Source organism: Kutzneria viridogrisea DSM 43870 (assembly GCF_000525635.1).
GTDB lineage: Bacteria > Actinomycetota > Actinomycetes > Mycobacteriales > Pseudonocardiaceae > Kutzneria > Kutzneria viridogrisea.
Genome location: NZ_CP007155.1, coordinates 8,884,506 through 8,909,507, shown reverse-complemented (window position 1 = coordinate 8,909,507; position 25,002 = coordinate 8,884,506). Strand labels below are relative to the sequence as shown.

The 25,002-nt window shown below is 71.5% G+C and carries 20 protein-coding genes; 13 read left to right on the top strand and 7 right to left on the bottom strand.

Features of this window, described 5'->3' with window-relative positions:
* Nucleotides 1-17: 17 nt before the first annotated feature.
* A complete protein-coding gene (locus KALB_RS38825; protein ID WP_025361073.1) occupies nt 18-1,331 on the top strand; it encodes a glutamate mutase L in 1,314 nt (437 codons plus the stop codon).
* Between the two features lie 118 nt (nt 1,332-1,449).
* On the opposite strand, the gene KALB_RS38820 is transcribed toward KALB_RS38825, so the two are convergent.
* A complete protein-coding gene (locus tag KALB_RS38820) occupies nt 1,450-3,681 on the bottom strand; it encodes a lipase family protein (RefSeq protein ID WP_025361072.1) in 2,232 nt (743 codons plus the stop codon).
* 176 nt (nt 3,682-3,857) lie between these two features.
* On the opposite strand from KALB_RS38820, the gene ahcY reads away from it, so the two are divergent.
* Nucleotides 3,858-5,354, top strand: coding sequence for an adenosylhomocysteinase (ahcY, locus tag KALB_RS38815; protein ID WP_025361071.1), 1,497 nt, complete (start codon nt 3,858-3,860; stop codon nt 5,352-5,354).
* Nucleotides 5,355-5,465: 111 nt separating this feature from the next.
* Here the strand turns inward: ahcY and KALB_RS38810 are convergent, their stop codons facing one another.
* A complete protein-coding gene (locus tag KALB_RS38810; RefSeq protein WP_051913043.1) occupies nt 5,466-6,440 on the bottom strand; it encodes a hypothetical protein in 975 nt (324 codons plus the stop codon).
* Nucleotides 6,441-6,759: 319 nt separating this feature from the next.
* On the opposite strand from KALB_RS38810, the gene KALB_RS47985 reads away from it, so the two are divergent.
* On the top strand, nt 6,760-7,062 hold the full coding sequence (locus KALB_RS47985; protein ID WP_025361069.1) for a hypothetical protein: 303 nt from the start codon (nt 6,760-6,762) through the stop codon (nt 7,060-7,062).
* Here the strand turns inward: KALB_RS47985 and KALB_RS44640 are convergent.
* The gene (locus KALB_RS44640) at nt 7,052-8,398 is read right to left on the bottom strand and encodes a J domain-containing protein (protein ID WP_081789730.1); all 1,347 of its coding nucleotides are present in this window, start codon (nt 8,396-8,398) and stop codon (nt 7,052-7,054) included. The genes KALB_RS47985 and KALB_RS44640 overlap by 11 nt on opposite strands.
* Before the next feature lie 180 nt (nt 8,399-8,578).
* Between KALB_RS44640 and KALB_RS38795 the strand changes: the two genes are divergently transcribed.
* Entirely contained in the window at nt 8,579-9,220 is a 642-nt protein-coding gene (locus KALB_RS38795) for a dTMP kinase (protein ID WP_025361067.1), read from the top strand.
* Between the two features lie 121 nt (nt 9,221-9,341).
* On the opposite strand, the gene KALB_RS38790 is transcribed toward KALB_RS38795, so the two are convergent.
* Nucleotides 9,342-9,857, bottom strand: coding sequence for a VOC family protein (locus tag KALB_RS38790; protein WP_338033834.1), 516 nt, complete (start codon nt 9,855-9,857; stop codon nt 9,342-9,344).
* A 193-nt stretch (nt 9,858-10,050) separates the two neighbouring features.
* Between KALB_RS38790 and mtrA the strand changes: the two genes are divergently transcribed.
* From mtrA to KALB_RS38775, 3 genes are read left to right on the top strand one after another with little or no spacing between them, the layout of a single operon-like run.
* Nucleotides 10,051-10,728 (top strand): MtrAB system response regulator MtrA, encoded by a 678-nt coding sequence (gene mtrA, locus KALB_RS38785; RefSeq protein ID WP_025361065.1) that lies wholly within the window; start codon nt 10,051-10,053, stop codon nt 10,726-10,728.
* A gap of 16 nt (nt 10,729-10,744) precedes the next feature.
* Complete coding sequence (mtrB, locus tag KALB_RS38780) at nt 10,745-12,520, top strand: MtrAB system histidine kinase MtrB (protein WP_025361064.1); 1,776 nt, start codon at nt 10,745-10,747, stop codon at nt 12,518-12,520.
* Nucleotides 12,517-14,277 (top strand): LpqB family beta-propeller domain-containing protein, encoded by a 1,761-nt coding sequence (locus tag KALB_RS38775; protein WP_025361063.1) that lies wholly within the window; start codon nt 12,517-12,519, stop codon nt 14,275-14,277. The genes mtrB and KALB_RS38775 overlap by 4 nt, the downstream gene beginning before the upstream one ends.
* A gap of 6 nt (nt 14,278-14,283) precedes the next feature.
* Here KALB_RS38775 and KALB_RS38770 read toward each other — a convergent pair whose 3' ends face one another.
* Entirely contained in the window at nt 14,284-14,946 is a 663-nt protein-coding gene (locus tag KALB_RS38770; protein WP_025361062.1) for a ComF family protein, read from the bottom strand.
* Between the two features lie 605 nt (nt 14,947-15,551).
* Between KALB_RS38770 and hpf the strand changes: the two genes are divergently transcribed.
* Both hpf and secA read left to right on the top strand, forming a co-directional pair.
* Nucleotides 15,552-16,226 (top strand): ribosome hibernation-promoting factor, HPF/YfiA family, encoded by a 675-nt coding sequence (gene hpf / locus KALB_RS38765; RefSeq protein WP_025361061.1) that lies wholly within the window; start codon nt 15,552-15,554, stop codon nt 16,224-16,226.
* A 154-nt stretch (nt 16,227-16,380) separates the two neighbouring features.
* The gene (secA, locus tag KALB_RS38760; protein ID WP_025361060.1) at nt 16,381-19,185 is read left to right on the top strand and encodes a preprotein translocase subunit SecA; all 2,805 of its coding nucleotides are present in this window, start codon (nt 16,381-16,383) and stop codon (nt 19,183-19,185) included.
* Nucleotides 19,186-20,691: 1,506 nt separating this feature from the next.
* Here the strand turns inward: secA and KALB_RS44635 are convergent.
* Complete coding sequence (locus KALB_RS44635) at nt 20,692-21,162, bottom strand: Rv3235 family protein (RefSeq protein ID WP_025361059.1); 471 nt, start codon at nt 21,160-21,162, stop codon at nt 20,692-20,694.
* A gap of 83 nt (nt 21,163-21,245) precedes the next feature.
* Between KALB_RS44635 and KALB_RS38750 the strand changes: the two genes are divergently transcribed.
* Entirely contained in the window at nt 21,246-21,674 is a 429-nt protein-coding gene (locus KALB_RS38750) for an HAD-IA family hydrolase (protein ID WP_025361058.1), read from the top strand.
* Between the two features lie 33 nt (nt 21,675-21,707).
* Nucleotides 21,708-22,202 carry a hypothetical protein gene (locus KALB_RS38745; RefSeq protein WP_025361057.1) on the top strand — a complete coding sequence of 165 codons (495 nt, stop codon included), beginning with the start codon at nt 21,708-21,710 and terminating at the stop codon, nt 22,200-22,202.
* On the opposite strand, the gene KALB_RS38740 is transcribed toward KALB_RS38745, so the two are convergent.
* Nucleotides 22,174-22,944, bottom strand: coding sequence for a TrmH family RNA methyltransferase (locus KALB_RS38740; protein ID WP_025361056.1), 771 nt, complete (start codon nt 22,942-22,944; stop codon nt 22,174-22,176). The genes KALB_RS38745 and KALB_RS38740 overlap by 29 nt on opposite strands.
* Nucleotides 22,945-22,990: 46 nt before the next feature.
* Between KALB_RS38740 and KALB_RS38735 the strand changes: the two genes are divergently transcribed.
* On the top strand, nt 22,991-24,385 hold the full coding sequence (locus tag KALB_RS38735; protein WP_025361055.1) for a WS/DGAT/MGAT family O-acyltransferase: 1,395 nt from the start codon (nt 22,991-22,993) through the stop codon (nt 24,383-24,385).
* The gene (locus KALB_RS38730; RefSeq protein ID WP_025361054.1) at nt 24,382-24,885 is read left to right on the top strand and encodes a DUF6912 family protein; all 504 of its coding nucleotides are present in this window, start codon (nt 24,382-24,384) and stop codon (nt 24,883-24,885) included. Before KALB_RS38735 ends, KALB_RS38730 begins: the two co-directional genes overlap by 4 nt.
* Nucleotides 24,886-25,002: the final 117 nt, after the last annotated feature.

Genomic DNA, 25,002 nt, shown 5'->3' with positions numbered 1-25,002 from the left:
AACGTAGCGTGTCCGTTATGACCTTGCTATGCCTGGACGTGGGGTCGACCTGGACAAAAGCAGCCCTGGTCGGTGCCGACGGCGCCTTGCTCGGTACCGCTCAGCATCCGACTACTCCACCCGAGGTGCTGACCGGGATCGCCGCTGTCACTGAGGAGTTGGACGCTGGTGACGCTCAGGTACTGGCTTGTTCCTCGGCGGGGGGCGGGCTCCGGCTCGCCGTCGTCGGGCAGGAGCGGCTGGTCAGCGCGGAGGCCGGGTACCGGGTCGCGCTGTCGGCCGGGGCGAAGGTTGTGCACGTCAGCGCGGGTGAACTGGACGGCGCGGGCATCCGGGGGCTGCGCGCGACCCGGCCCGACCTGGTGCTGCTCGCGGGCGGTACCGACGGTGGGGACACGAAGGTGTTGCTGCACAACGCCCGTCGGCTTGCGGCCAATCGGGTGAAGTGCCCGATCGTGCTGGCTGGCAACGCACACGCGCGCGAGGAGGCGACCGGCATCCTCGCCGGTACCGGGCGCACCGTGGTGCCGACCGACAACGTGCTGCCCGATGTTGGTGAATTGGCACCAGGTCCGGCCAGGACGGCGATCCGCGAGGTGTTCCTGCGCCACGTGATCGGCGGCAAGGGCCTGTCCCGGGGCCCGCGGTTCCGTCAGCTGGTGCGCGCCGTGACGCCCGATACCGTGCTGTGCGGGGTGTCCCGGCTCGCGGCCGTGCTGGCCGCCCGCGAGGACGGCGCCGGTGCGGTTCTGGTCGTGGACGTCGGCGGTGCCACGACGGACGTCTACTCGGCGGTGTCCACTGTGGACGATGAGGCGCTGGCGCGCACTGTGGCGTTGCCCGCCGACCGACGCACCGTGGAGGGCGACCTCGGCATGCGCTGGTCGGCGCCGACTGTGGTGAGCGAGGCCGGGGTGGAACGCCTTGCGCCGCTGGAGGAGTTGGCCCCGCTCGCGACCCAGGCCGAGTTCCGCGCGGGCAGCGTGGACTGGGTTCCGTCCGATGTGGACGGTGCGGAGGTGGACGCCGTGCTCGCCGGGTTGGCCGCTGTGCTCGCCGTGCGAAGGCACCTGCGCATGGTCGACGGCCAACTCGGTCCGAAGGGTGCCGGTCTGCTTGTGCTGTCCGGTGGCGTCTTTCGGCACGCCGGGGCCGAGCGCCTGGCGCGGATCGAGCAGAGGTTGCGTGCCGACCCGGTGCTGCGGCCAGTGCTGCGCAACGCCGAAATCGTCATTGACAACCGCTATGTGCTCGCCCCGGCCGGTCTTCTCGCTGGTGCGGGGCATGAGGCCGCGGCCGACTCGCTGCTCGGCGCGCACTTCACGGGCTGAGTTGTGCACAGGCGGCGAGTTGTCCACATGTGGATCTTCAGCAAGATCGGGTAGGGGGTGCGGGCGGTAGGCTGGTATCGGGGTCGCCCCCTGGGAGTGGCGGGGGATGTAGTTCTCGTTACCGCATGAACTCCCCGAATCGTGGGCCCTCGGTCAGGTCCAGGCCGGCGGCCAGCGCCACGGCGCGGTCCCACTCCGGGTCGGACAGGTAGTCGCGGTGTTGCAGCACGCCGGGGTGCCAGCGGCGGCCGGAGATCGGGCCGTGCTGGGGGTCGGGCAGCCAGTGGTCGCCGCCGAGCACGAGGGCCCCGGTGCCGCTGCGTTCGGCGGCGGGCAGCGGCCCGTCGAAGCCGACACCGAGCAGCTGCCCGTGGAACACCTGGCGGTTCCAGGTGGTGACGGCCCCGCCGAGCGGGTCGGTGCCCCGGCACAGCGCACGCCACCGGCCGTCGAGCTTGCTGGACAGTTCGACCAGCGAGGAGTGCGGCACGATCGCGGGGAACGCCCTCGGGTAGGCCCACTGCAGCGGTGACCCGGCGGTGACCAGCCCGATGCGCTCGCGGTCGGCCTTGGGCAGGGACTCGACGAGCCGGGCGGCGGCCACGGCGGCGAGCAGGCTGCCCTGGCTGTGCCCGGTGAGCACGACCCGCGTGCCGGGCTGGGCCAGGTGCTCGATGACCCTGGCGACGACCTCGGGCACCACCTTGAGCGCATAGCAGGGCGGCACCACGGGGTGCGCCTCGCGCGGCCAGAAGCAGGCCAGGTCGGCGAGCACGCCCAGGTGGCGGGCGGTGTCGGGGCGCTGGGTGGCCAGGTACACCACGCGCAGCAGGGCGATCGCGAGGGCGCCGAGACCGGTCACGCCGATCACCGGCAGCGGCTGCGCCCAGTCCTGCAGCGGCACGCGGCGCACCTGCATCGTGAACGACAGCACGGCGCCGATCGACAGCACGGCGGCGGCGCCCATGATCATCCGGTGCAGGTGGTTGCGCTGCAACCTGGCGCGGCGCCACGCCTTCGTGGCCCGCTTGGCGTCCTGCGGGCAGTCCTCGTGCAGCAGGCCGAGCTCCACCGGGGGCCGCTGGCGCGGCACCAGCACGACCAGCGCGGCGACCAGGCCCACCAGCGCGGCGAGCACGGCGCCCGCGCCCCACAGCATCGTCACGTACCGGTAGCCGTCGGGCAGTTGCAGCGGCATGGTCCGCAGCGACTGCTGCACGGTGATGCCGATGCCCGCGCCGAACCCGCCGCCGAGCAGGCAGGCGATGACCAGTACGGGGGCCGCCATCCAGCCACCGGCCCAGGGGCGCAGCTTCGGGGCGAGCGCTGCCCACCGGCTCCTCGCGAGCAGCGCCGAGGGGATCAGCAGCACCGCGAAGGCGATGCAGGTCAGCGCGAGCACGGCGGCCACCACCTCGATGGTGGGGTCGGTGCCCGGCAGGTGGTGCGGCCCGTCCGGCATCGGTGCGACCGCGGCCGAGGTGAGCGCGACGAGCCCAGACAGCACGGTCAGCGCGCGTCGCGGCAGCTTGCCGAACCAGCGGCCGTCCCCGGGACCGTTCAGCAGCACGGTGATAACCACACTGAGGCCGATGATCGCCAGCGCGGCCAGCCACACGCCGCTGGCCACACCGGGCGCCGCCGGGTGCAGCGGTCCGCCGACGGCCATCAGCGCGACGATCGCGAGCCCGGCGGTGGCGTGCAGCGCGTGCAGGCCGGGGGCGTCCGGGTCCGCGATGACGCGGGAACCGGGCAGCAGGTGGCCGTGCGGGGCGGCGGCGTGCACGGCGACCCGCCAGTCGACCGAGGACAACTGGTGCAGCACACCGATCACGACCACCACGGGCAGCACGCCCAGCGGCCCGCGCCATGGGCGCAGCGGTTCGAACTGGTCCAGCCACTGCGCGGCGAGCAGGTCCAGGCTCACCACGGCCACCTGGGAGATCAACAGCATGGTGAGTGCCAGCCCGACGATGCGGATCATGGCCCGCAGCAGCCAGTTCAGCGCGGCGCCCGGTCGGCCGCCCGACACCGGCGGCAGCATCCAGTGCGCCACGTTGGCCAGGGCGAAGGGCAGCAGCAGCGCCCACGCCGCCTTCGCCAGGCCGCCGGAGGTCATGCCGCTCCACACGTAGCCCTCCACGGTGCGCGGCACGGGACGGCCCCCGGCCTGCAACACCGGGCCCGGTGCTGGTCTGCGCAGCCGGTCGGCCGGGCGCACGACGCGTCCGACCCCGTCTCCGGCGACGTCCACGGCCACCACCGCGTCGACCAGGGCCTCCGGCGTGGTTCCCATCACACCGTGGACCCGCAACTCGACCACTCTCGTGTCGGGTCCGGGGATCAGCACGGGTACTCCTGTCTGCCTGCTCGTCCGGGACCGGGCCAGTTCCTCACCTGGACACCAGGCCAAGGGGACATCCTCAGGCATTGCCCTCGTCTTGTCCGGTCATCGACCGACCGGCGTGGCGGAACCAGATAGTGTGCGATGTCGATACCTGACCAGGTTTGTGGAAGGACCGCGCGATGACTACCGAAGACCTGCTTGCAGGGTCGAGCATCGGTGTGCAGAGGCTGCAGACCCGCAACGGCGTCGACTTCGCCGTCGCGGACCTGTCGTTGGCCGAGTTCGGGCGCAAGGAGATCCGGCTGGCCGAACACGAGATGCCGGGCCTGATGGCCCTGCGTCGGGAGTACTCGGAGGTCTACCCGCTGCGCGGTGCCCGCATCTCCGGCTCCCTGCACATGACCGTGCAGACCGCCGTGCTGATCGAGACCCTGGTCTCGCTGGGCGCCGAGGTGCGCTGGGCCTCCTGCAACATCTTCTCCACCCAGGACCACGCCGCCGCCGCGGTCGTCGTCGGGCCGTACGGCACCGTCGAGGAGCCCAAGGGCGTTCCGGTGTTCGCCTGGAAGGGCGAGACCCTGCCGGAGTACTGGTGGTGCACCGACCAGATGCTGACCTGGCCCGCTGGTGACGGGCCGAACATGCTGCTGGACGACGGTGGCGACGCCACGCTGCTGATCCACAAGGGCACCCAGTACGAGGCCGCGGGCGTGGTGCCCGCCGCCGAGGAGGACGACTCCGAGGAGTGGACGGTCATCCTCGACCTGCTGCGCTCCTCGCTGGAGTCCGACAAGGGCAAGTGGACCAAGATCGGTGCGGGCGTGCGCGGCGTCACCGAGGAGACCACCACCGGTGTGCTGCGGCTGACCCAGATGGCCGCCGCCGGTGAGCTGCTCTTCCCGGCGATCAACGTCAACGACTCGGTGACGAAGTCGAAGTTCGACAACAAGTACGGCATCCGGCACTCGCTGGTCGACGGCATCAACCGCGGCACCGACGTGCTCATCGGCGGCAAGGTTGCGGTCGTCTGCGGCTACGGCGACGTGGGCAAGGGCGCCGCGGAGTCGCTGGCCGGGCAGGGCGCCCGCGTCATCGTCACCGAGATCGACCCGATCTGCGCGTTGCAGGCCGCCATGGACGGCTACCAGGTCGCCCGCCTGGAGACCGTGCTGCCGATCGCCGACATCGTCATCACCACGACCGGCAACAAGGACGTCGTGATGGCCGAGCACATGGCCCAGATGAAGCACCAGGCGATCCTGGGCAACATCGGCCACTTCGACAACGAGCTGGACATGGCGGGCCTGGCCCGCTACCCCGGCGTCAAGCGGGTCAACATCAAGCCCCAGGTCGACGAGTGGGTGTTCGCCGACGGGCACTCGATCATCGTGCTGTCCGAGGGCCGCCTGCTGAACCTGGGCAACGCCACCGGGCACCCCTCCTTCGTGATGTCGAACTCCTTCTCCAACCAGGTGATCGCGCAGATCGAGCTGTTCACCAAGTACAAGGAGTACGACAAGGAGGTCTTCACGCTGCCCAAGCACCTGGACGAGAAGGTGGCGAAGATCCACGTCGAGGCCCTCGGCGGCGAGCTGACCAAGCTCACCAAGGAGCAGGCCGAGTACATCGGCGTGGACGTGGAGGGCCCCTTCAAGCCCGCCCAGTACCGCTACTGAGTTGTGCGGGCGGCCGGGACTCGGCCGCCCGTGAGCGGGATTCGCCGTCCTGTGGGCGGGACTCGCGGGGTAACAGCCCGCGAGTCCCGCCCACAGGCGCATGAGTCCCGCTCAGCAGCCGCCGGAGGCCTGGCCCCAGAGCACGGTGATCCCGGCCCGTTCGGCCTCGACCGGCTCGAAGTAGGCGCTGACCACGCCGTCCAGGCCGTAGTGCAGCTCGCTGACCTCGACGTCCGGCCCGTGCACCTCGCGGAAGCACCGGGCGGGCAGCACGCCCCGGTGGAACCGCAGCTGGAGCAGGTAGTTGCCGACCGGCGCGGCGAACCGGCGCACGTGGCCCCCGGTCTGCCCGCTGGCGGTGTCCACCACGGAGTAGCTGAACACGTGCGTGTCGCCCACGGCGAGCTTGCGGTCGAACAGCAGCTCGAAGGCCACCGATCCGTCGGGCGCGCGCTTGCGGACCCGGCCCGCGCGGCACCCCTCGGCGGTGTGCACCGCGGAGTGCTCGACCCGTCCGCGCTCGTCGGCCTGGTGCAGCGCCAGGTACCGGTCCGCGCCGTGCTCCAGGGCCTCCACCACGATCCGGTTGAGCACCGAGCGCCGGGACCGGGCGGCGTTGACCGTCACCACCTCGTGCAGCGCGCGCAGCCGCAGCCCGCTGTTGCGCAGGTCCTGCTCGATCTCCTCCACGGCGCCGTTCTGCCGTGCCGAGCCGTCGCTGATCGGTTCGAGCAGGCTGAGCAGGGACTGCACCGGTAGGTCCAGCACCTGTTCCAGGGCGAGCACCGCCTCGGTGGCCCTGGGCATCTCGGGTCTGCGCAGTCCGCGCTGCCAGTAGCTCAGGGTGGACTGCCCGATGTGGGCGCCCGCCGTGTCCAGTTGCGCGCGCAGCCGGGCCAGTGACAGGCCCTTGGCCAGGATCGCCTGGTGCAGTGCCTGGTGGAACGGGCCGTCACGGAGCGCATCCGACAGTGCGGTGTGGCTTCCCCCGCTCGGAGGTATCTCCTCTGGTGAGGAGAGCTGGCTCTCGCCGGCCAACGCGGCACCACCCATCTCCCGGCCTGCCGTGTCCGAAGTGATCGTCACAGTAGTCACTCGTTTTGGTGATTGATAGTGACCCCTACGGGTGAGTTTTTCGGCGTGGCTCATCCGTGCGTGGGTGCCAGTTTTTGACGATCGGTTGTCGGGCACATGACAACCGCCGTACGAGCGAACTTGCTGGGGAGCCCCTGCGCGCACTGGCCTTGGTGATCGTTCCGGCGTTCTGGGTGTCGGGGTTCACCCTGTCCGGCGGAGCGCCGCCGGTGGACCCGGTGGCGCTGACCGATCCGAGGACCGGCACCGGCTCCGGGGCCCGACCGTCGGCGAGATCAACAACTTCCCCGGCCCGAGCAGCCCCTTCGGCATGCTCCAGTGGAACCCGGACACCGCCGACCACTACGCGGGCTACTCGCACGCCGACACCATGATCAAGGGGTTCAGCCTCACCCTCGCCTCGGTGGGCTGCCGCCAGTTCGGCGACGTGCCGATCCTGCCGATCATCGGCCCGGTCGGTGACGCACCGTGGAACACCCAGGTGCCGTTCAGCCACGAGGGTGAGTCCGCCTCGCCCGGCCACTACGCCGTGACGGCAGGCGGGGTGCGCGCAGAGCTTCGACTCGTGCAGGGCGCCGACGTGCTCGCCCCGCGCCCCTGCGTCAGGCCTTGACCTGGTCCAGCAGGGTCAGGAACACGTCCCGGTCGATCAGCGCGGGCTCACCGGCCAGCCAGCCGCCGACCCCGCGTACGAAGTCCTCCGGGCCGATCACGTCGATGGGCACGGTCGCGGGCATCGCGGAGGTGATCTCACCCGGTTCGCGCGGGTGCACCAGCACGAAGCCCTGCACGTCCATCTTGGGCAGCAGCATCTGGTAGGCCGCGACGGTCTTGGCCAGCCGCAGGTCCGAGCCCTCGAAGGCGGCCCCGTCGCGTTGCAGCGCACCCTTGGCGTCACAGGTGTAGTGGCCCGGCAGCCAGCTGCGCGACTCGATCAGCAGCAGCTTGTGCCCGCACAGCACGGCGTGGTCCACCTCGGCCTTGGAGGAGCCCGGCCAGGCCAGCCCGTGGAAGATCCGCACTGCCGGGATCTGCCCGAGGTAGCCCGAGAGCAGGTCCAGGGTCATCCACTCGCCGTCGTCGCACTCCTTGACCGGCTCGTCCTCGGCGGCGAGCAGCCGCGTACCGGGTGCGCCGAACAGGTTGAAGGACCGGAACTCGTAGGTGAAGATCCGTTCCGTCGCCCGTGAGGCCAGGTACCAGCGGCACAGCGGCGGCAGGGCGAACACGCCGCCCGCCAGCAGCAGCACCGCCACCCCGTACAGCTCGCCCTGGGCCAGGGACCAGACGCCGAGCCCGGTCATGCCCGCGGCCCAGAAGTAGGTGAGCCAGGTGATGAACTTCGGTGTGGCCTTGCCCGCGATGGTCACCGCCACGTAGACCAGCGGCACGATCACCACCAGCGCCACCGTGGTCAGGCCCTTGGCGAACAGCGGGACCGCCGTGGCCGCGAGCAGGGCCGTCCACAGCGCGGCGCCGATGAAGAAGCAGCGCTGCGCCCAGCCGAACCCGGGCCGCCAGGACACCTTGGACTCCGGGTCCACCGACTGCCACCAGGGAATGGACTCGGTGGGGATCGCCCGCAGGCCGGACGGGAAGCCCACCGGCTGCTGCGGTTCCGGTTCCGGCTCGGGTTCCGGCTCGTGCAGCTCCTCCTCGTACTCCTCCCAGCCCTCCCACTCGGGGGCCGGTCGGGTCGGCGGCCTGGTGCGGGGGGCGCCGCGCGATCCGGCCATGCCCCGCCGCAGGTCGTAGGCGGCGCGGCGCTCCGGGTCGGACAGCGTCTCGTAGGCCTCCTGGACCAGCCGGAACATGATCTGGCTGCCCCCGGCGTCCGGGTGCAGGACCTTCACCAGGCTGCGGTGCGCAGACTTGATCTCCGCCTGGGACGCGCCAGGCTTCACTTCCAGCAGTTCGTAGTAGTCGACTCCGGCCACAGTTCGTCCCATCTGCGGCTACCTCCGGCGCGGGTATGAACACGATAAGTGCCTGACAGCGTCCAGTCGCGTACACGCGGGGGCGTTTCCTCACCCAATCGGTTAAGTCCCCCGGGGACCCTGCCGGGGAAAGCACCAGACCTCAAGCACCCGCGCCGTGGACGCGGGTGAGCTGGTCATAGGCTGGTCCGCGTGGCGAAACTGGTCGTGATCGAGGGACTGGACGGTGCGGGCAAGCGGACGCTGGCCGATGCGTTGACCGTCGAATTCGACAAATCGGGGGCGTCCAGCACCAGGATCGCCTTCCCGAGGTACGGCCAGGACGTGCACGCCGACCTGGTCCGTGACGCGATGTACCTCCGGCTCGGCGACCTGGTGAAGTCCGTGCACGGCATGGCCGTGCTGTTCGCCCTGGACCGCAGGGCCGCGATCGAGCAGATCGAGCAGGGCCTCGCCGAGTACGACGTGGTGCTGCTGGACCGGTACATCGCCTCGAACGCGGCCTACGGCGCCGCGCGGCTGCACGAGGACGGCCGCGGTGAGTTCGTGAGCTGGGTGCACGAGCTGGAGGTCGGCCGGTTCGGGCTGCCGGTTCCCGACGCCCAGCTGCTGCTCCGCGTGCCGGTCGAGGTCGCCGCCCAGCGGGCCGCCCGCCGCGAGGACGCCGACGCGACGCGGGCCAGGGACAGCTACGAGTCCGACGACGGCCTGCAGGCCCGCTGCGCCCAGGTCTACGACCAGCTCGCCGCCGACGGCTGGCTGGCCCCCTGGCACGTGGTCGACGGGGTCGCCACCAGCGATTTCAGCACCCTGGCGACCTCACTGCTGGCCTGACCCACCCATGAACATCCCCCGCCACTCCCTGGGGGGCGACCCCGACACCAGTCTACCGCCCACCCCCGACACCTGATCTTGCTCAAGATCCACATGTGGACAACTCGCCGCCTGTGGACACCTACAGGGCGCCCACCAGCTCCGGGCCCCAGTGCCGGATCTCGGCCTCGATGTCCAGCGGGTGCGTGCCCGCCGCGGCGCGCATCTGCTCGGTCACCCGGTCCAGCGGCACCAGCCAGGACACCTCGAACTCGATCCCGTCGGGGTCCTTGGCGTACAGCGCCTTGGTGGTGACGTGGTCGGAGGCGCCGACCAGTGCCCCGGCCTCGCGCAGCTTCACGGCGTGTTCGGCCAGGTCGGTGAGGGTGCGCACGGACCAGGCGAGGTGGTACAGGCCCACCGTGGTGTTGCCCGCCCCGGACGGCCCGGCCTGCTCGCCGACCTGGAACAGGCCCAGGTCGTGGTCGTTGTCCGACTCCGGTGCCCGCAGGAACGCCGCGCCCGGCCCCTGTTGCACCACGCGGAAGCCCAGCACCTCGGTGTAGAAGGCGACGCTGCGCTCGGTGTCGCGCACGTAGAGCACTGCGTGGTTGAGCCTGCGGATCGCCATGGCCTGCCTCCCGGAGAACTTGTTCAATTTTCAACCATACAGTCGGTAACAAAACGTGAGCGTTACACGCTGTAGCCCGTGAGCCAGTGCGGCGGAGGGTGAGGTGGGCCTGGTGAACAGTCAGTGGCAGGCGAGTGCGGAGCGCGTCGGGGTGGTCGCGGCCGGTGGTGATCGTTGGGGCGCGCGCGGCGCCCCGGCCAGCAGTGCGACGATGATGGGCATGAAGGCACGTGTGCTGGTTGTCGACGACGACCCCGCCCTGGCCGAGATGCTCACGATCGTCCTGCGGGGCGAGGGCTTCGACACCGCGGTTGTGGCCGACGGTGCCCGCGCGCTGCCCGCGTTGCGGGAGCTCAAGCCCGACCTCGTGCTGCTCGACCTCATGCTGCCAGGCATGAACGGCATCGACGTGTGCAAGGCGATCCGCGCCGAGTCCGGGGTCCCCATCGTGATGCTCACCGCCAAGAGCGACACCGTGGACATCGTGCTCGGACTTGAGTCCGGCGCCGATGACTACGTGGTCAAGCCGTTCAAGCCGAAGGAGTTGGTCGCCCGCATCCGCACCCGACTGCGGCGCACCGAGTCCGAGCCCGCCGAGGTGCTGGCCATCGGTGACCTGAGCATCGACGTGCCCGGGCACGAGGTGACCAGGGAGGGGCAGGCCATCCAGCTCACCCCGCTGGAGTTCGACCTGCTGGTCGCGCTGGCCCGCAAGCCGCGGCAGGTGTTCACCCGCGAGGTGCTGCTCGAGCAGGTCTGGGGCTACCGGCACGCGGCCGACACCCGGCTGGTCAACGTGCACGTGCAGCGGCTGCGGTCCAAGGTCGAGAAGGACCCGGAGCACCCCGAGGTCGTGCTGACCGTGCGCGGCGTGGGGTACAAGGCCGGCCCTCCGTGATCGGGCCGCGCCGCCGATGAGGTGGTTCGACACGCGCTCGGTGGCGCGCTGGCTGCACGACGCGCCCGTGGTGGTGCGCGAGCGCTGGCAGCGCGCCAGCGAGCTGTGGCGCCGCTCGCTGCAGCTGCGCGTGGTGGTCAGCACGCTCGCCCTGTCCTCGGCGGTGGTGTTCGTGCTGGGCATCGTGCTGCAGACGCAGATCACCAACCAGCTGCTGACCACCAAGATCGACGCCGCGGTCGCCCAGATCAAGGCCAACGTCGGCGCGGTGCAGCACCAGCTGGTCGGGGTCAGCCCCGGCTCGGACAGCCTGCTGGCCCGCTTCACGACCGCGCTCAACCAGCTGACCAGCACCAGTGACGGCAGCTCCGCGGGCGCGTCCGCCGGTGCCTTCGAGCCGGTGCTCGCCGACTACCGCTCCACCGACTCCACCGGCGCGGTCACCGCCACCGGGCACTTCGGCGACGTGCCCGAGGACCTCAAGAAGTTCGTGCAGGGCGGGCAGATCGCCACCGCCATCCACACCGTGCCCCGCGACGGCGGGCTGACCACCATGCTCGTGGTCGGCGCCCCGGTGCTCAGCGCCACCCACCCCGTGCAGCTCTACCTGCTGTTCCCGCTGACCGCCGAGCAGCGCACCACCGGGGTTGTGCAGTCCACCCTGGTCGTCGGCGGCATCGTGCTGCTGCTGTTGCTGGCGGGCATCACCAACCTGGTCACCAAGCAGGTGGTCCGGCCGGTCCGGCAGGCCGCCGAGGTGGCCGAGCGGTTCGCCGAGGGCAACCTGGACGACCGCATGCAGGTCATCGGCGAGGACGACGTGGCCCGGCTGGCCGAGTCGTACAACGAGATGGCCGAGAGCATCCAGGCGCAGATCCACAAGCTGGAGGAGTTCGGCCAGTTGCAGCGCCGGTTCACCTCCGACGTCTCGCACGAGCTGCGCACCCCGCTGACCACGGTGCGCATGGCCGCCGACGTGCTGCACGCCTCCCGTGAGCAGTTCCCCGCTGGGCTGTCCCGCTCCACCGAGCTGCTGGTCGACGAGCTGGACCGGTTCGAGGCGCTGCTCGGCGACCTGCTGGAGATCAGCAGGCTGGACGCTGGCGTGGAGGACCTGACCGCCGACCTGGTCGACGTGCGCGGCATCGTGGAGCGCGCGGTGGCCTCGGTCAGCGCCATCGCGGGCACCGCGGGCAGCGAGGTCGAGATCTACGCGCCCGAGGACGAGGTGCCCGCCGAGGTGGACGCCCGCCGCGTCGAGCGCGTGCTGCGCAACCTGCTGGCCAATGCCGTCGACCACGGGGAGGGCCTGCCGGTGCGGGTCCGCGTGGCCACCTCGGCCGAGGCCGTGGCGATCACCGTCCGGGACTTCGGTGTCGGCCTGCGCGAGGGCGAGGCCGAGCTGGTGTTCAACCGGTTCTGGCGCGCCGACCCTTCGCGCAACCGGCGCACCGGCGGCACCGGCCTGGGGCTGGCCATCAGCGTGGAGGACGCGCGGCTGCACGGCGGCTGGCTGGAGGCCTGGGGCGAGCAGGGCTCGGGCGCCTGCTTCCGGCTGACCCTGCCGCGCGTGCAGGGCGTGGAGCTGACCTCCAGCCCGCTGCCGCTGCCACCCGAGGACGAACCGCCGGTCCGTGCCGAGGCCCAGGCCGAGGCGCCCGCCGAGCAGGACCCCGTCGAGGAGGACGAACCCACCGTGGCGGAGATCAGCTGGCAGCCCGCCGACTCGCTCGGCACCACCTCGTTGATCGGCGAGGACACCCCCGTCGACCAGCACGAGGAGGCCCGGTGAGGCGACTGGCGCCCCTGCTGCTGTGCGCGCTGGTGGCGCTGGCTGGCTGTGCCGCGATCCCGGACGAGCTGCCCGCCAAGAGCGTCGGGCAGTCCGAGGGCGGTGCCCCGCACACCGCGCCGGTCGCCGAGCCCGAGCCGAACCTGCCCCCGTACGACCTGGTCCGCGACTTCATCCAGTACAGCGGCAACCCGGAGAACGACTACGCGGCGGGCAAGCCCTACCTGACCAAGGCCGCGCAGGCCAAGTGGCAGCCCTCCACCACCGTGACGATCATCCAGGACACCTTCAGCACCCGGTACGACTCCGAGGTCACCAACGACCCGACCAAGAACAACCACACCTCGGTGGTGGTCTCGGCGCAGCGCATCGGCAGGCTCGGTGGGGACAAGTCCTTCGTGCCCGAGTCCGGGGCCAACGACATCTCGATCCCGCTGGAGAAGCAGGCCGACGGTCAGTGGCGGATCAGTTCGCCGCCCGCCGGGGTGATCATCACCCTGTCCAAGTTCACCGAGATCTACCGCCAGGTCCGGCTGTACTTCCTCGACCCGCAGAAGCGCGTGCTGGTGCCCGACCTGCGCTACGTGGCCTCCCAGCCCGCCAACGGGGTGCCCGGCCGGATCATCGACCTGCTGCTCGGTGGCCCGTCGGACGGGCTCCAGGAAGCGGTGACCAGCGCGCTGGCCAGCAGCGCCGCGCTGCGGACCAGCGCCGTGGAGACCACCGACGGCGCGCTGCTGGTGAACCTGACCAAGCCGGGGGACACCTCGCAGGGCAACGCCAAGCTGATCGTGGCCCAGATCGTGCAGTCCCTGCAGAACTCGACCAACTCCAGGATCCGGATCCAGGTGGACGGCACCTCGCTCACCCCGGACCACCCGGACTGGCGGCTCAGCGACCTGCCCGCCTACGACTCCGGCACCAGCCCCGGCCCCGACCTGCCCGGCATGGTGGTGCTGGACGGCCGGGTCCGGCTGCTCGACGGCAAGCCGATCGCCGGTCTCGCGGGCAGCGGCGACTACGGCGTGGTCAGCGCGGGGCAGTCCATCGACGGCGGCGGGCTCGCGCTGGTCACCAAGCCCAGCGCGGACAGCGCCCAGCTGCGGGTCGGCGACCTGAACCAGCAGAGCCTGGTTGCCGACCTGACCGCGGGCTCGCTGACCAGACCGACCTGGCTGAGCACCAACAGCGCCAACGACACCAGCAACGAGGTCTGGACGGTGGCCGACGGCAACCGGGTGGTGCGGGTGGTCCGCTCCGCCAACGGCAGCTGGGGCGCGCGCACCGTCAACTCCGCCGACCTGAGCCAGTTCGGGCAGATCACCGCGCTGCGGCTGTCCCGCGACGGGGTGCGGGTCGCGATGGTCGCCGACGGCAAGCTCGTGGTCGGCTCGGTGGTGCGCAGCGCCAACTCCGACGCCGTGGCCATCCGCGCCCCGCGCCTGCTGCAGCCCAACGGCCTATCCGACGTGGTCGGCGTGGACTGGCTCAGCGCCGAGCAGCTCGCCGTGGCCACCTCGACCCAGTCCAGCCCGGTCGTGCAGCTGGAGGTGGACGGCGGCCCGGTGGGCTACAACCGCTACAACCCGGCGAACCTCACCGCGCCGATGACCGCGCTCACCGCGGCCCCGAGCAGGCCGGTGATCACCGTGGACAGCGGCGGCATGTGGGCCTCCTCCGACGTGGGCTCCGTGTGGCGCCCGCACACCGTCAACGTCGGCCACAACTCGACCGCCGTGCCGTTCTACCCGGGCTGAGGCCGGTCAGGTGGTGCTGGTCAGCGCCAGCACCGCTGTCACCTCCAACCCGGCCGCGGTCAGGGCACCGGCGCAGGCTGCGGCGGTGGCCCCGGTGGTGATCACGTCGTCGACCAGCACGACGGGGGTGCCCGCGGGTGGGCTCCCCGAACTGCGCGGGCGGACCCGGCCGTGCAGGTTGGCGGCGCGGGCCACCGCGTCCAGGCCCACCGAGTCCACGGCCCCGCGGCGCAGGGCCAGCGCGGGGGCCACCGCCGCCGGACTGCCCCGCCTGGCCAGCTCGGCGGCGCAACTCCTCGCGAGGACCAGCACGTGCTGGCTGCCGCGCTTGCGGGCCGCGGCCCGCCGGGAGGGCACGGGCACCAGCCACCAGGTGCCGTCGGCGGCCGGTCTGGCCTCGGGCACCCAGGGCAGGGCCGCGGCCAGCGCGGACCCCAGCGGGACGGCCAGCTCACGCCGCTGGCGCTCCTTGTACGCCAGCACCGCGGCCCGTGCCGCACCCCGGTAGCCGCCCAGCGCGTAGGCCGGTGGCCCGGTGGCCAGGGCTGGTCGGCGCACCGGCAGTGGGCCGCCCAGCTCGGTGGCGCAGGCCGGGCACCAGGGGTCCCACGGCACCCCGCAGCCGACGCAGCGGGTTGGCAGCAGCAGGTCCAGCAGTTTGCTCGTCATGGGTCCCACAGTGCACCCATGCACTGACAACCCGAGCGTGCCCAGGGTCGTTTGACACCACCCACACGGGTGAACTTCGCGAATCGCTGTCGATCACCACCCGCAGGCCGCCCACCAGCGGCGGAGATCAGTTCCGCCGCCTGTTCCCGCTCCTCACCAACCCATTGGGGTCCCCACGAAGTGGTGTCGAGAAACCTCTCCCGTGACGGGGAACCCGGGGCGGCACTGCCTCGTTGGCCGGGCATGAGGCCGTTGCTCAGCCCGTTCGCCGCAGTGCCGGTGAGGTCGAATGCTGCCGACGTCCTCTGCCGACAGGGTGAACGGGAGCCCACCCGTTCGGCTGGCGAGCCCACGTGGACCCGTTCACGGCCCACGGAGCGACTGCGCACAGTCACGGCCGGTGGTTGTGCGTCGTCCCCTGGAACGGGGGCTGTCGCGAGGGCGAATCCAGGGCTAACGTGCTCCGCTATCAAGCGATCCCGGCTCGCGGGGAGGAGGCGAAGAGCCCATGACCCTGGCGCCGGCGAGTGAGCACTGACCAGGAGGTCAGCACCGGCGCCGAACCGATCCCACTCGAGTTCTCGCAGCAGCGAGGGAGGTCGTGTATGGACATCGTCGTGAAGGGCCGCAACGTCGAGGTGCCCGATCACTACCGGGTGCACGTGGCCGACAAGCTGGCCCGGCTTGAGCGTTACGACAAGAAGGTCATCCGCTTCGACGTGGAGCTGTTCCACGAACCCAACCGCAGGCAGGCCAAGAACTGCCAACGCGTCGAGATCACCGCGAAGGGCCGTGGCCCCGTGGTGCGTGCCGAGGCGTGTGCGGGTGACTTCTACGGAGCGCTCGACTGCGCGGTGAGCAAGCTGGAAACCCGGCTGCGCAAGATGCATGATCGCCGCCGCGTGCACTACGGCCGTCGCGCTCCCGCTTCGGTCGCCGAGGCAACTGGCGGTCTCGCCGTGCCTCCCGTCGCCTCCGGTGTCGAGGTCGACGGAACCCAGCGCGCCCGCACCGCGGTGCTCGAGGCGGCGCCGTCCTACATCCCCGTTCCCCAGGTCCCGTCCCAGCGCTGGGACGAGGACACCGTTGACGAGCAACTGCCCGGGCAGGTCGTGCGCGAGAAGGAGCACGAGGCCAAGCCCATGACCGTCGACCAGGCCCTCTACGAGATGGAGCTGGTCGGCCACGACTTCTACCTCTTCCACGACGCGGACAAGGAGTGCGCGAGCGTGGTGTACCGCAGGAAGGGATTCGACTACGGCGTGATCCGACTCGGCTGATCGCCACCGGGAACCCAACGGGCCGGTCCTCACGTTGTAGCTACGACGTGGCGACCGGCCCGTTACCCGCTGTCGGTCGTTCCGCCTACGATGGCCGACAGAGAGCGTCCGCACCCAGGGCGCGTGACGATCACTACGTAGCGAGGTCCCCGGGATGGTCCTGACCCGACTGCTCCGCGCAGGCGAGGGCAAGATGCTCAAGCGCCTGCGCAACATCGCGGTGCACATCAACAGCCTTGAGGACGACATCGCCGAGTTGTCCGACGGCGAGCTCCGGGGCAAGACCGACGAGTTCCGTAAGCGCTACCAGGACGGCGAGTCCCTGGACGAGCTGCTGCCGGAGGCGTTCGCCGTGGCCAGGGAGGCCGCCAAGCGGGTCCTCGGCCAGCGGCACTACGACGTGCAGCTGATGGGTGGCGCGGCACTGCACCTGGGGCAGATCGCCGAGATGCGCACCGGTGAGGGCAAGACCCTGACCGGCGTGCTGCCCGCGTACCTCAACGCCATCTCCGGCGAGGGCGTGCACGTCATCACCGTCAACGACTACCTGGCCCGCCGCGACGGCGAGTGGATGGGGCGGGTGCACCGCTTCCTGGGCATGACCGTGGGCGTGATCCTCTCGGACATGACCCCCGAGCAGCGCAGGGCGGCCTACAACTGCGACATCACGCACGGCACGAACAACGAGTTCGGCTTCGACTACCTGCGCGACAACATGGCGTGGAGCCTGGACGAGTGCGTGCAGCGCGGGCACAACTTCGCGATCGTGGACGAGGTGGACTCGATCCTGATCGACGAGGCCCGCACGCCGCTGATCATCTCCGGCCCCGCCGACCAGTCCTCGCGCTGGTACCAGGAGTTCGCCAGGCTGGCCCCCCTGATGCGGGTCGACACGCACTACGAGGTGGACGAGCGCAAGCGGACCGTCGGCGTCAGCGAGGCCGGGGTCGCGCTGGTCGAGGACCAGCTGGGCATCGACAACCTCTACGAGGCGGCCAACACCCCGCTGGTGGGCTACCTGAACAACGCGCTGAAGGCCAAGGAGCTGTTCAAGCGCGACAAGGACTACATCGTCCGCAACGGTGAGGTGCTCATCGTGGACGAGTTCACCGGCCGTGTGCTGGCCGGTCGCCGCTACAACGAGGGCATGCACCAGGCGATCGAGGCCAAGGAAGGCGTCGAGATCAAGGCCGAGAACCAGACGCTGGCCACGATCACGCTGCAGAACTACTTCCGCCTCTACGACAAGCTCAGCGGCATGACCGGTACCGCCGAGACCGAGGCGGCCGAGTTCCACCAGACCTACAAGCTGGGTGTGGTGCCGATCCCGACCAACCGCCCGATGCAGCGCAAGGACAACCCCGACCTGGTCTACAAGACCGAGGAGGCGAAGTTCGAGGCGGTCGCCGACGACATCGCCGAGCGGCACGAGAAGGGCCAGCCGGTCCTGATCGGCACGACCAGCGTCGAGCGCTCCGAGTACCTGTCGAAGCTGCTGGTCAAGCGGGGTATCCCGCACAACGTGCTGAACGCCAAGCACCACGACCGCGAGGCGCTGACCGTGGCCGAGGCCGGTCACAAGGGCGCGGTCACCGTGGCCACCAACATGGCCGGTCGCGGTACCGACATCATGCTCGGCGGCAACCCGGAGTCCCTGGCCGACCAGGAGCTGCGGGGCCGCGGCCTGGACCCGGACGAGACCCCCGAGCAGTGGCAGGCCGCCTACCCGGCCGCGCTGGAGGAGGCCAAGGCCGCGGTGAAGGCCGAGGCCGACGAGGTCCGCGAGGCCGGTGGCCTGTACGTGCTGGGCACCGAGCGGCACGAGTCGCGGCGTATCGACAACCAGCTGCGTGGTCGTTCCGGCCGTCAGGGTGACCCCGGCGAGTCGCGGTTCTACCTGTCGCTGGGCGATGAGCTGATGCGGCGCTTCAACGCCAGCATGGTCGAGGTCGTGATGACCCGGCTGCGCGTGCCGGACGACGTGCCGATCGAGCACAAGATGGTCACCAGGGCGATCCGCAGCGCGCAGACCCAGGTCGAGCAGCAGAACTTCGAGATCCGCAAGAACGTGCTCAAGTACGACGAGGTGATGAACCAGCAGCGCAAGGTCATCTACGCCGAGCGCCGCAGGGTGCTGGAGGGCGAGGACCTCGGCGAGCAGGTTCAGGACATGATCAGCGACACGGTGAAGGCCTACGTCACCGGCGCCACCGCGGGTGGCTACGCCGAGGACTGGGACCACGAGCAGCTGTGGACCGCGCTGAAGACCCTCTACCCGATCTCCCTGGACTGGGACGCGCTGGTCGAGGACTACGAGGACCTCAGCGCAGAGGTGCTGCTGGAGGCCGTGCAGAAGGACGCGGCCGAGGCGTACGCCACCCGCGAGCGGGAGATCGACGGCAAGGTCGGCGAGGGCGCCATGCGTGAGCTGGAGCGCCGGGTCGTGCTGTCGGTGCTGGACCGCAAGTGGCGCGAGCACCTCTACGAGATGGACTACCTCAAGGAGGGCATCGGCCTGCGCGCGATGGCCCAGCGCGACCCGCTGGTGGAGTACCAGCGCGAGGGCTTCGACCTGTTCAACGGCATGCTCGACGGCCTCAAGGAGGAGTCCGTCGGCTTCCTGTTCAACCTGCAGGTCGAGGCTGCCGAGCCCGCCGAGCAGGCGCCCGCGCCCGCCTCCGACCTGCCGGTGTCCATCGCGGGCAACGCCCAGGGCGCGGTGGCCGCACCGCCCGCCCCGCCGCAGCCCGCGCCCGGCACCCAGGTGCCGCCCGCGCTGCGTGGCAAGGGCCTGGAGGCACAGGGGGGCCAGCAGCTGTCCTACAGCGGGCCCGCCGAGGACGGTGGGGTCGACTCCCGCCAGGACAGCAACGATGACGGCGACAGCGGTACCCGCCGCGAGCGCCGTGCCGCCGCCCGCGCGCAGTCCAAGGCCGACAAGAAGCGCCCACGCCGCTGACGCCTGACCCCCCTGGCCCCCCGCCCCACCCGGAGCGGGGGCCAACCACGTCCCGCCCCGCTCACCGGTCGGCGAGTCCCGCCCTGGGGCGCGCGAGTCCCGCCCACCCGCACGCGAGTCCCGCGCAGCCGACCGCGAGTCCCGCTCTGGGGCGCGCGAGTCCCGTCCACCCGTGCGCGAGTCCCGCGCAGCCGACCGCGAGTCCCGCTGATCGGGTGGCGAGTCCCGCTTTGAGGTTGGCGAGTCCCGCTCTGCTGCTGGCGAGTCCCGCCGACGGGGCGGCGAACCCTGCTGACCTGGGCGCGAGTCCCGCTCATACGACCGCGAGTCCCGCCCACCCGCACGCGAGTCCCGCCCTGCGGCTGACGAGTCCCGCTCCCCGGCGGCGAACCCGCTGACCGGCGCGCGAGTCCCGCTCCGCCGGTCGGCGAGTCCCGCGCAGAGGGGCACAGCGGCGCGCGTTGCCGGTCGGCGCGTGTCCCGCTTACCGACGGCGTGTCCGCTCTCCCAGCGGCGTGTCCCGCTGACCTGGGTGGCGAACCCCGCCCTGCGGCTGGCGAGTCCCGGTCAGCCGACGGCGTGTGCGGCTGACCGGGCGGCGAACCCGGCCGACCTGGGCGCGTGTCCCGCGCAGAGCCTGCGGTGGTCCGCCTTGCGGAGCGGCGTGTTCCGCTCGCGGGGTGGCGAACCCGGCTGACCTGCGCGCGTGTTCCGCTCGCGGGGTGGCGAACCCGACTGACCTGCGCGCGAGTCCCGCCCACCGGGCGGCGAACCCTGCTCCGTGGCCGGCGTGCCCGCTTACTGACGGCGAGTCCCGGTCAGCCGACGGCGTGTCCGGCTGACCGGGCGGCAAGCACCGCTGACCTGCGCGCGAGTCCCGCTCTGCGGCTGACGAGTCCCGCCCGCCGGCTTGGGCGTCCCGCCGACCGACCTGCTGGCGCTCCCCGCTGGCGGATCACGCCTCCCCACAGGCCGGGTGCTGCCCTGCACCGGAACCGGCAACACGCCCGTATCGGGACCGGCGACACACCGCACTGGAACCGGCGACACGCGGTCCCGGGACTGCCGACACGCCGTACCGGATCCGGCGGCACGCCGCCCCGGGACCGGCAGCCTGCCGCCCCGGGACCGCTGACGCGCGGTCCCGGGGCGGCGACACACTGGACCGGATCCGGCAACACTGGCGACGCGCGGCACTCAAACTGGCAACACGCGGCCCCGGAAGCGCCGACACACCGCACTGGGACCGCCGACACGCGGCCCCGGGACCGGCAACACACCCCACCGGGACCGCCGACACGCGGCACTGGAACTGGCAACATGCCGCACCGGAACCGGCAACACGCGGCCCCGGAAGCTCCGACACACCGCACTGGAACCGGCGACACGCGGCCCCGGAAGCGCCGACACACCGCCCCGGGACCGCCGACACACCGCACTGGAACCGCCGACACGCGGCACCAGAACCGCCGACACACCCCACCGGGACCGCGGTCCCACCGGGTGTCACAGCAGGCGTAGCACGGTGCAGCGCACGGCGTCACCGGCCAGTTCGAACCGGGCGGCCATGGCGCGGACCCGGCCGCCGACCTCGATGGTGGCGCACGCCTCGACCACGCGCGGACCTGGCGCGCACAGGTGCAGTGACCGCAGCTTGCCGGGTGTTCTGCTGGATCTGACCACCCGCGTGCGCAGTGCGGCGTGGGCCATCGGGGTCAGCTGTGTGCGCAGCTGATCCACCGGCCGCCTGCCGTCCAGCACCTCGACCACCGCCGCGAGCAGTCGGCGGATCACGCCCCGCACCGCGTTCGACACACTCTCCCCGTGCGTGTCGGGCAGCAGGTCGGTGACCACGCGCAGCGCTGGCCGATCCCTCGGCGGCACCGCGGCGGGCACCCCGTCACCGGGCTCGTACCCGGGCAGCGGTCGCAGTGTCAGCGGTTGTTCGGCGGGTACCACCCGCGCGGGCAACCCCATGGTGTTCCCCTGTCCTCCCCCTGGTGCGAAGACAGATGCGGGCCACGCCTGTCAGGGGACAGCCGTAGCCTGAACAGGTGGCAGTGGTCCTCAAGGGTCTGGTGGTCGACTTCGGCGGTGTGCTGACCGACCGGGGCGGTGCGAGCTCGGGCCGCCCGCCGCTGGTCGACGCGGTGCTCGCGGCCCGCGCCGCGGGGATCCGCACGGCGTTGTTGTCCAACGCGGACGGTCCCGGTGCGCCGGTGCCCTGGCTGGACGAGCTGTTCGACGTGGTCGTGTTCTCCGGCGAGGTCGGCATCGCCAAGCCGGACGTGGCGGTCTACCAGCTCACCGTGCGACGGCTCGGGTTGCCGCCGGAGCAGTGCGTGTTCGTGGACGACCTGCTGGGCAACGTGCGGGGCGCGGTCGCCGCGGGGCTGGTCGGCGTGCACCACACCGCGGTGGCCACGACCCTGGCGGAACTGCGGGTACTGCTCGGCCTGGTCACCCTCGGTGGCGAGGATTTCGCCTGATCAGGGGCCCGCGCGCGGCCTAGGTTCGAGGTCATGGGCAAGTGGTTCGCCGTTCTCGTCGCGCTGGCGCTCTGCGCGCCGGGCACGGCCACGGCCTCGGCTAGACCGGCCTGTTCGTTCACGTTCCCGGCACACGGGGTCAGCGCGGTCTGCGATCTGCCGAGCTACCAGGTGGTCGCGGCCTGCGTCAACGATCAGGGCCAGTGGTCGGCGTTGGGCACCCGTGCCACCAGCGGCAGGCGGTCCACCGCGAGCTGCGGCAGGGGCAAGGTCGTCGACTACACCGTGCAGGTGCCGACCAGGGCCGCGGCGCTACCACCGGGCTGCGCCAGGGAGGAGCGGTTCGGCGTGCCCGACGGCGAGGGTGTGCGGGCCTACTGCGAGGGCAACTACCGCGTGGTGGCGCACTGCACCTCGCTGCTGTCCGACTACTGGGTCCGGGGCACCGTGACCGGCCCGGGGCGCGGCCCGTCCGAGGCGGTCTGCCACGCGTCCCTGCTCAGCGACTACTACGTCGAGATCGTCTGACCAGCTCGAAGCACAGCACGGCGGCGGCGCTGGCCACGTTGAGCGACTCGACCCCGCCCGCCATCGGGATGGACACCCAGCGGCTGACCTTGCCGCGCACCCCGTCGGTGACCCCGGTGGACTCGCTGCCGAGCACGAAGGCCGCGCGCTCGGGCAGGTCCGCGTCGAACAGGGTGTCGCGGGCGCCCGCGTCCATCGCGACCAGCGGGTACCCGGCCTCGCGCAGCAGACCGGCCGCCTCCTCGGCGGTGTAGCAGCGCAGCACCGGGGCGTGGAACGCGATGCCCGCCGAGGCCTTGACCACCAGCGGGTCGATGCCCGCCACGCCCTTGCGCGGCACGACGATGCCCGCCACCCCGGCGGCCGTGGCCGTGCGCAGGATCATGCCCACGTTGGCCGGGGTCGTGATGCCGTCCAGCAGCAGCACGCTGCGCGGCGGCTTCGGGCCGGACAGGGCCGCGGCCAGCGGGCGCATCCGCGGCGCGACCACGTCGGCCAGCACGCCCTGGTCCTGCTTGCCGTTGCCCGCCAGCACCTTGACCCGCTGTGCGGTCGCGCGCTGCACCTGCACCCCGCGGTCACGGGCCGCGTCGATGATCTCCCTGGCGGCCGGGCCGCGGGCGGAGTCGGCCAGCACGACCTTGTCCACCTCCAGCCGCAGGTCGCACAGCGCTTCGAGCACCGGCTTGCGGCCGTAGACGGTCACGAACCGGTCCTTCGGGGAGACTTCGACCTCACGCACGTGCAGCAGGATGGCACAGCCGCCCGCATGTGCCAGGATCGGCACCATGCCGGACCGCCTGTCGGCGCTGGACGCGTCGTTCCTCTACCTGGAAGACCAGACCACACCGATGCATGTCGGCGGGATCTCGATCTTCCGGCGACCCCGTGCCGGTTTCGACTACGACGGGCTGGTGGCGCTGATCGAGCAACGGCTCGCGTTGGTGCCGCGCTACCGGCAGAAGGTCGTGCCGGTGCCGGGCCGGCTGGCCCGTCCGGTCTGGACCGACGACCCCGAGTTCGACGTGACCTACCACGTGCGCCGCTCCGCGCTGCCCAAACCGGGCTCCGACCAGCAGCTGCACGACCTGGCCGCCCGGCTGATGTCCCGCCCGCTGGACCACACCCGCCCGCTGTGGGAGACCTACCTGGTCGAGGGGTTGGAGCGCAACCGGATCGCGGTGATCACCAAGACGCACCACGCCATGGTGGACGGCATCGGTGCGGTGGAACTGGGCCAGGTGATCCTGGACGTGTCGGCGACCCCGCGCCCGCAGCCGGAGAACCTGTGGATGCCCCAGCCCGAGCCGAGCGCGGCGCAGCTGGTGCTCGACGCCGTGACCGAGGTGGTGCAGCGGCCCGGCGAGCTGGTGGAGAACGTACGCTCGGCGGCCTTCGACGCGGCGGCCACCGTGCAGAAGGTGGTCGGCGCCGTGGGTGGGCTGATCTCGGCCGCCCGTGCCGCCGCCTTACCCGCCCCCGGCAGCCCGCTCAACGTGCGGATCTCCAACCAGCGCCGGTACTCGGTGGCCCGCACCCGGCTGGAGGACTACCGCGCGGTGCGCAAGGTGCACGGCGGCACGGTGAACGACGTGGTGCTGGCGACCGTGTCCGGGGCACTGCGCAACTGGCTGCTGTCCCGTGGCGAGGCCGTGACCTCCGCGACCACGATCCGCGCCCTGGTGCCGCTCTCGGTGCGCGACACCGACGGGGACGGCAGCGGCAGCAAGGTGCAGGCGTACCTGATCGACCTGCCGGTCGGCGAGCCGAACCCCGTGGTGCGGCTGCACCAGATCAGCCACACCATGCGCGGGCACAAGGAGTCCGGCCAGTCGGTTGCCGCGGACACGCTGGTCAGGGTGGGCGGTATCGCCCCGCCGACCCTGCACGCGCTGGGCGCCCGGGTGGCCAGCTCCTTCTCCCAGCGGATCTTCAACGTGGTGGTCACCAACGTGCCGGGGCCGCAGGTCCCGCTCTACGCGGTGGGTGCCAGGATGACCGAGATGTTCCCGATCGTGCCGCTGGCCAAGAACCAGGCGCTGTCGATCGGGGTCACCTCCTACGACGGGGGTGTCTACTTCGGACTGAACGCGGACAGGGACGCGATGTCCGATGTGGACGTCGTGGCCGGGCTGGTGCAGGAATCCTTGGAGGAACTGGTGGGAACGGTGGCGCCACAATGAGGGTTTACGTGCCCGCGACCATCGCCATGCTGCGGCAGCTGCTCGCCGAGGACGAGCTGAAGCCGGTCAACGGCACGGCTTTCGCGCTGACCCCGGCGCTGCGTGAGTCCTACGCGGCGGGGGACACCGAGGAGCTGGAGCACGCGGCCATGCTCGACGCGGCGCGCGCCTCGCTGCGGCTGCTGGCGCTGGAGCTGGCGGAGAACCCCGAGTCGCTGCCGCGCAGGGTAGTGGTCGCCGCCGACGTGTCCGAGGTGAAGCTGCGGCCCGACCTGGACTTCTCCGTGGTGCGGCTGACCAGCACGGTGCCGATGAAGCTGGTCGCGTCGGTGCACGTGGACACCGCCGACGCCGAGCCCGCGGTGCGGGCGGCCTCCGCTGTCGTGGACGCCGCCGACCTGGGTGACCCGGACGCCGAGTTCACGCTCGGCGGGGCGGAGGACCACGACCTGGCCTGGTACGCGCCCCAGGAACTGCCCTTCCTGCTGGAGCTGATGTAGCGGCGGCCCACGTGCCAACGACAGCGCGTGTCGGCGCTTCGCGTACGGTGTGTCGGCGCTTGGCGACCAGTTTCCCAACGTGCGGGATTTCGTACCGGAAGCGCCGACACGCGGTAC

Coding starts and splice junctions, on each gene's coding strand:
- KALB_RS38770 (WP_025361062.1), bottom strand. CDS start 14,946: ATGACGAGCAAACTGCTGGACCTGCTGCTGCCAACCCGCTGCGTCGGC.
- KALB_RS47985 (WP_025361069.1), top strand. CDS start 6,760: ATGCTCCAGTGGAACCCGGACACCGCCGACCACTACGCGGGCTACTCG.
- mtrB (WP_025361064.1), top strand. CDS start 10,745: ATGAGGTGGTTCGACACGCGCTCGGTGGCGCGCTGGCTGCACGACGCG.
- KALB_RS38730 (WP_025361054.1), top strand. CDS start 24,382: ATGAGGGTTTACGTGCCCGCGACCATCGCCATGCTGCGGCAGCTGCTC.
- mtrA (WP_025361065.1), top strand. CDS start 10,051: ATGAAGGCACGTGTGCTGGTTGTCGACGACGACCCCGCCCTGGCCGAG.
- secA (WP_025361060.1), top strand. CDS start 16,381: ATGGTCCTGACCCGACTGCTCCGCGCAGGCGAGGGCAAGATGCTCAAG.
- KALB_RS38735 (WP_025361055.1), top strand. CDS start 22,991: ATGCCGGACCGCCTGTCGGCGCTGGACGCGTCGTTCCTCTACCTGGAA.
- KALB_RS44640 (WP_081789730.1), bottom strand. CDS start 8,398: ATGGGACGAACTGTGGCCGGAGTCGACTACTACGAACTGCTGGAAGTG.
- ahcY (WP_025361071.1), top strand. CDS start 3,858: ATGACTACCGAAGACCTGCTTGCAGGGTCGAGCATCGGTGTGCAGAGG.
- KALB_RS38825 (WP_025361073.1), top strand. CDS start 18: ATGACCTTGCTATGCCTGGACGTGGGGTCGACCTGGACAAAAGCAGCC.
- hpf (WP_025361061.1), top strand. CDS start 15,552: ATGGACATCGTCGTGAAGGGCCGCAACGTCGAGGTGCCCGATCACTAC.
- KALB_RS38745 (WP_025361057.1), top strand. CDS start 21,708: ATGGGCAAGTGGTTCGCCGTTCTCGTCGCGCTGGCGCTCTGCGCGCCG.
- KALB_RS44635 (WP_025361059.1), bottom strand. CDS start 21,162: ATGGGGTTGCCCGCGCGGGTGGTACCCGCCGAACAACCGCTGACACTG.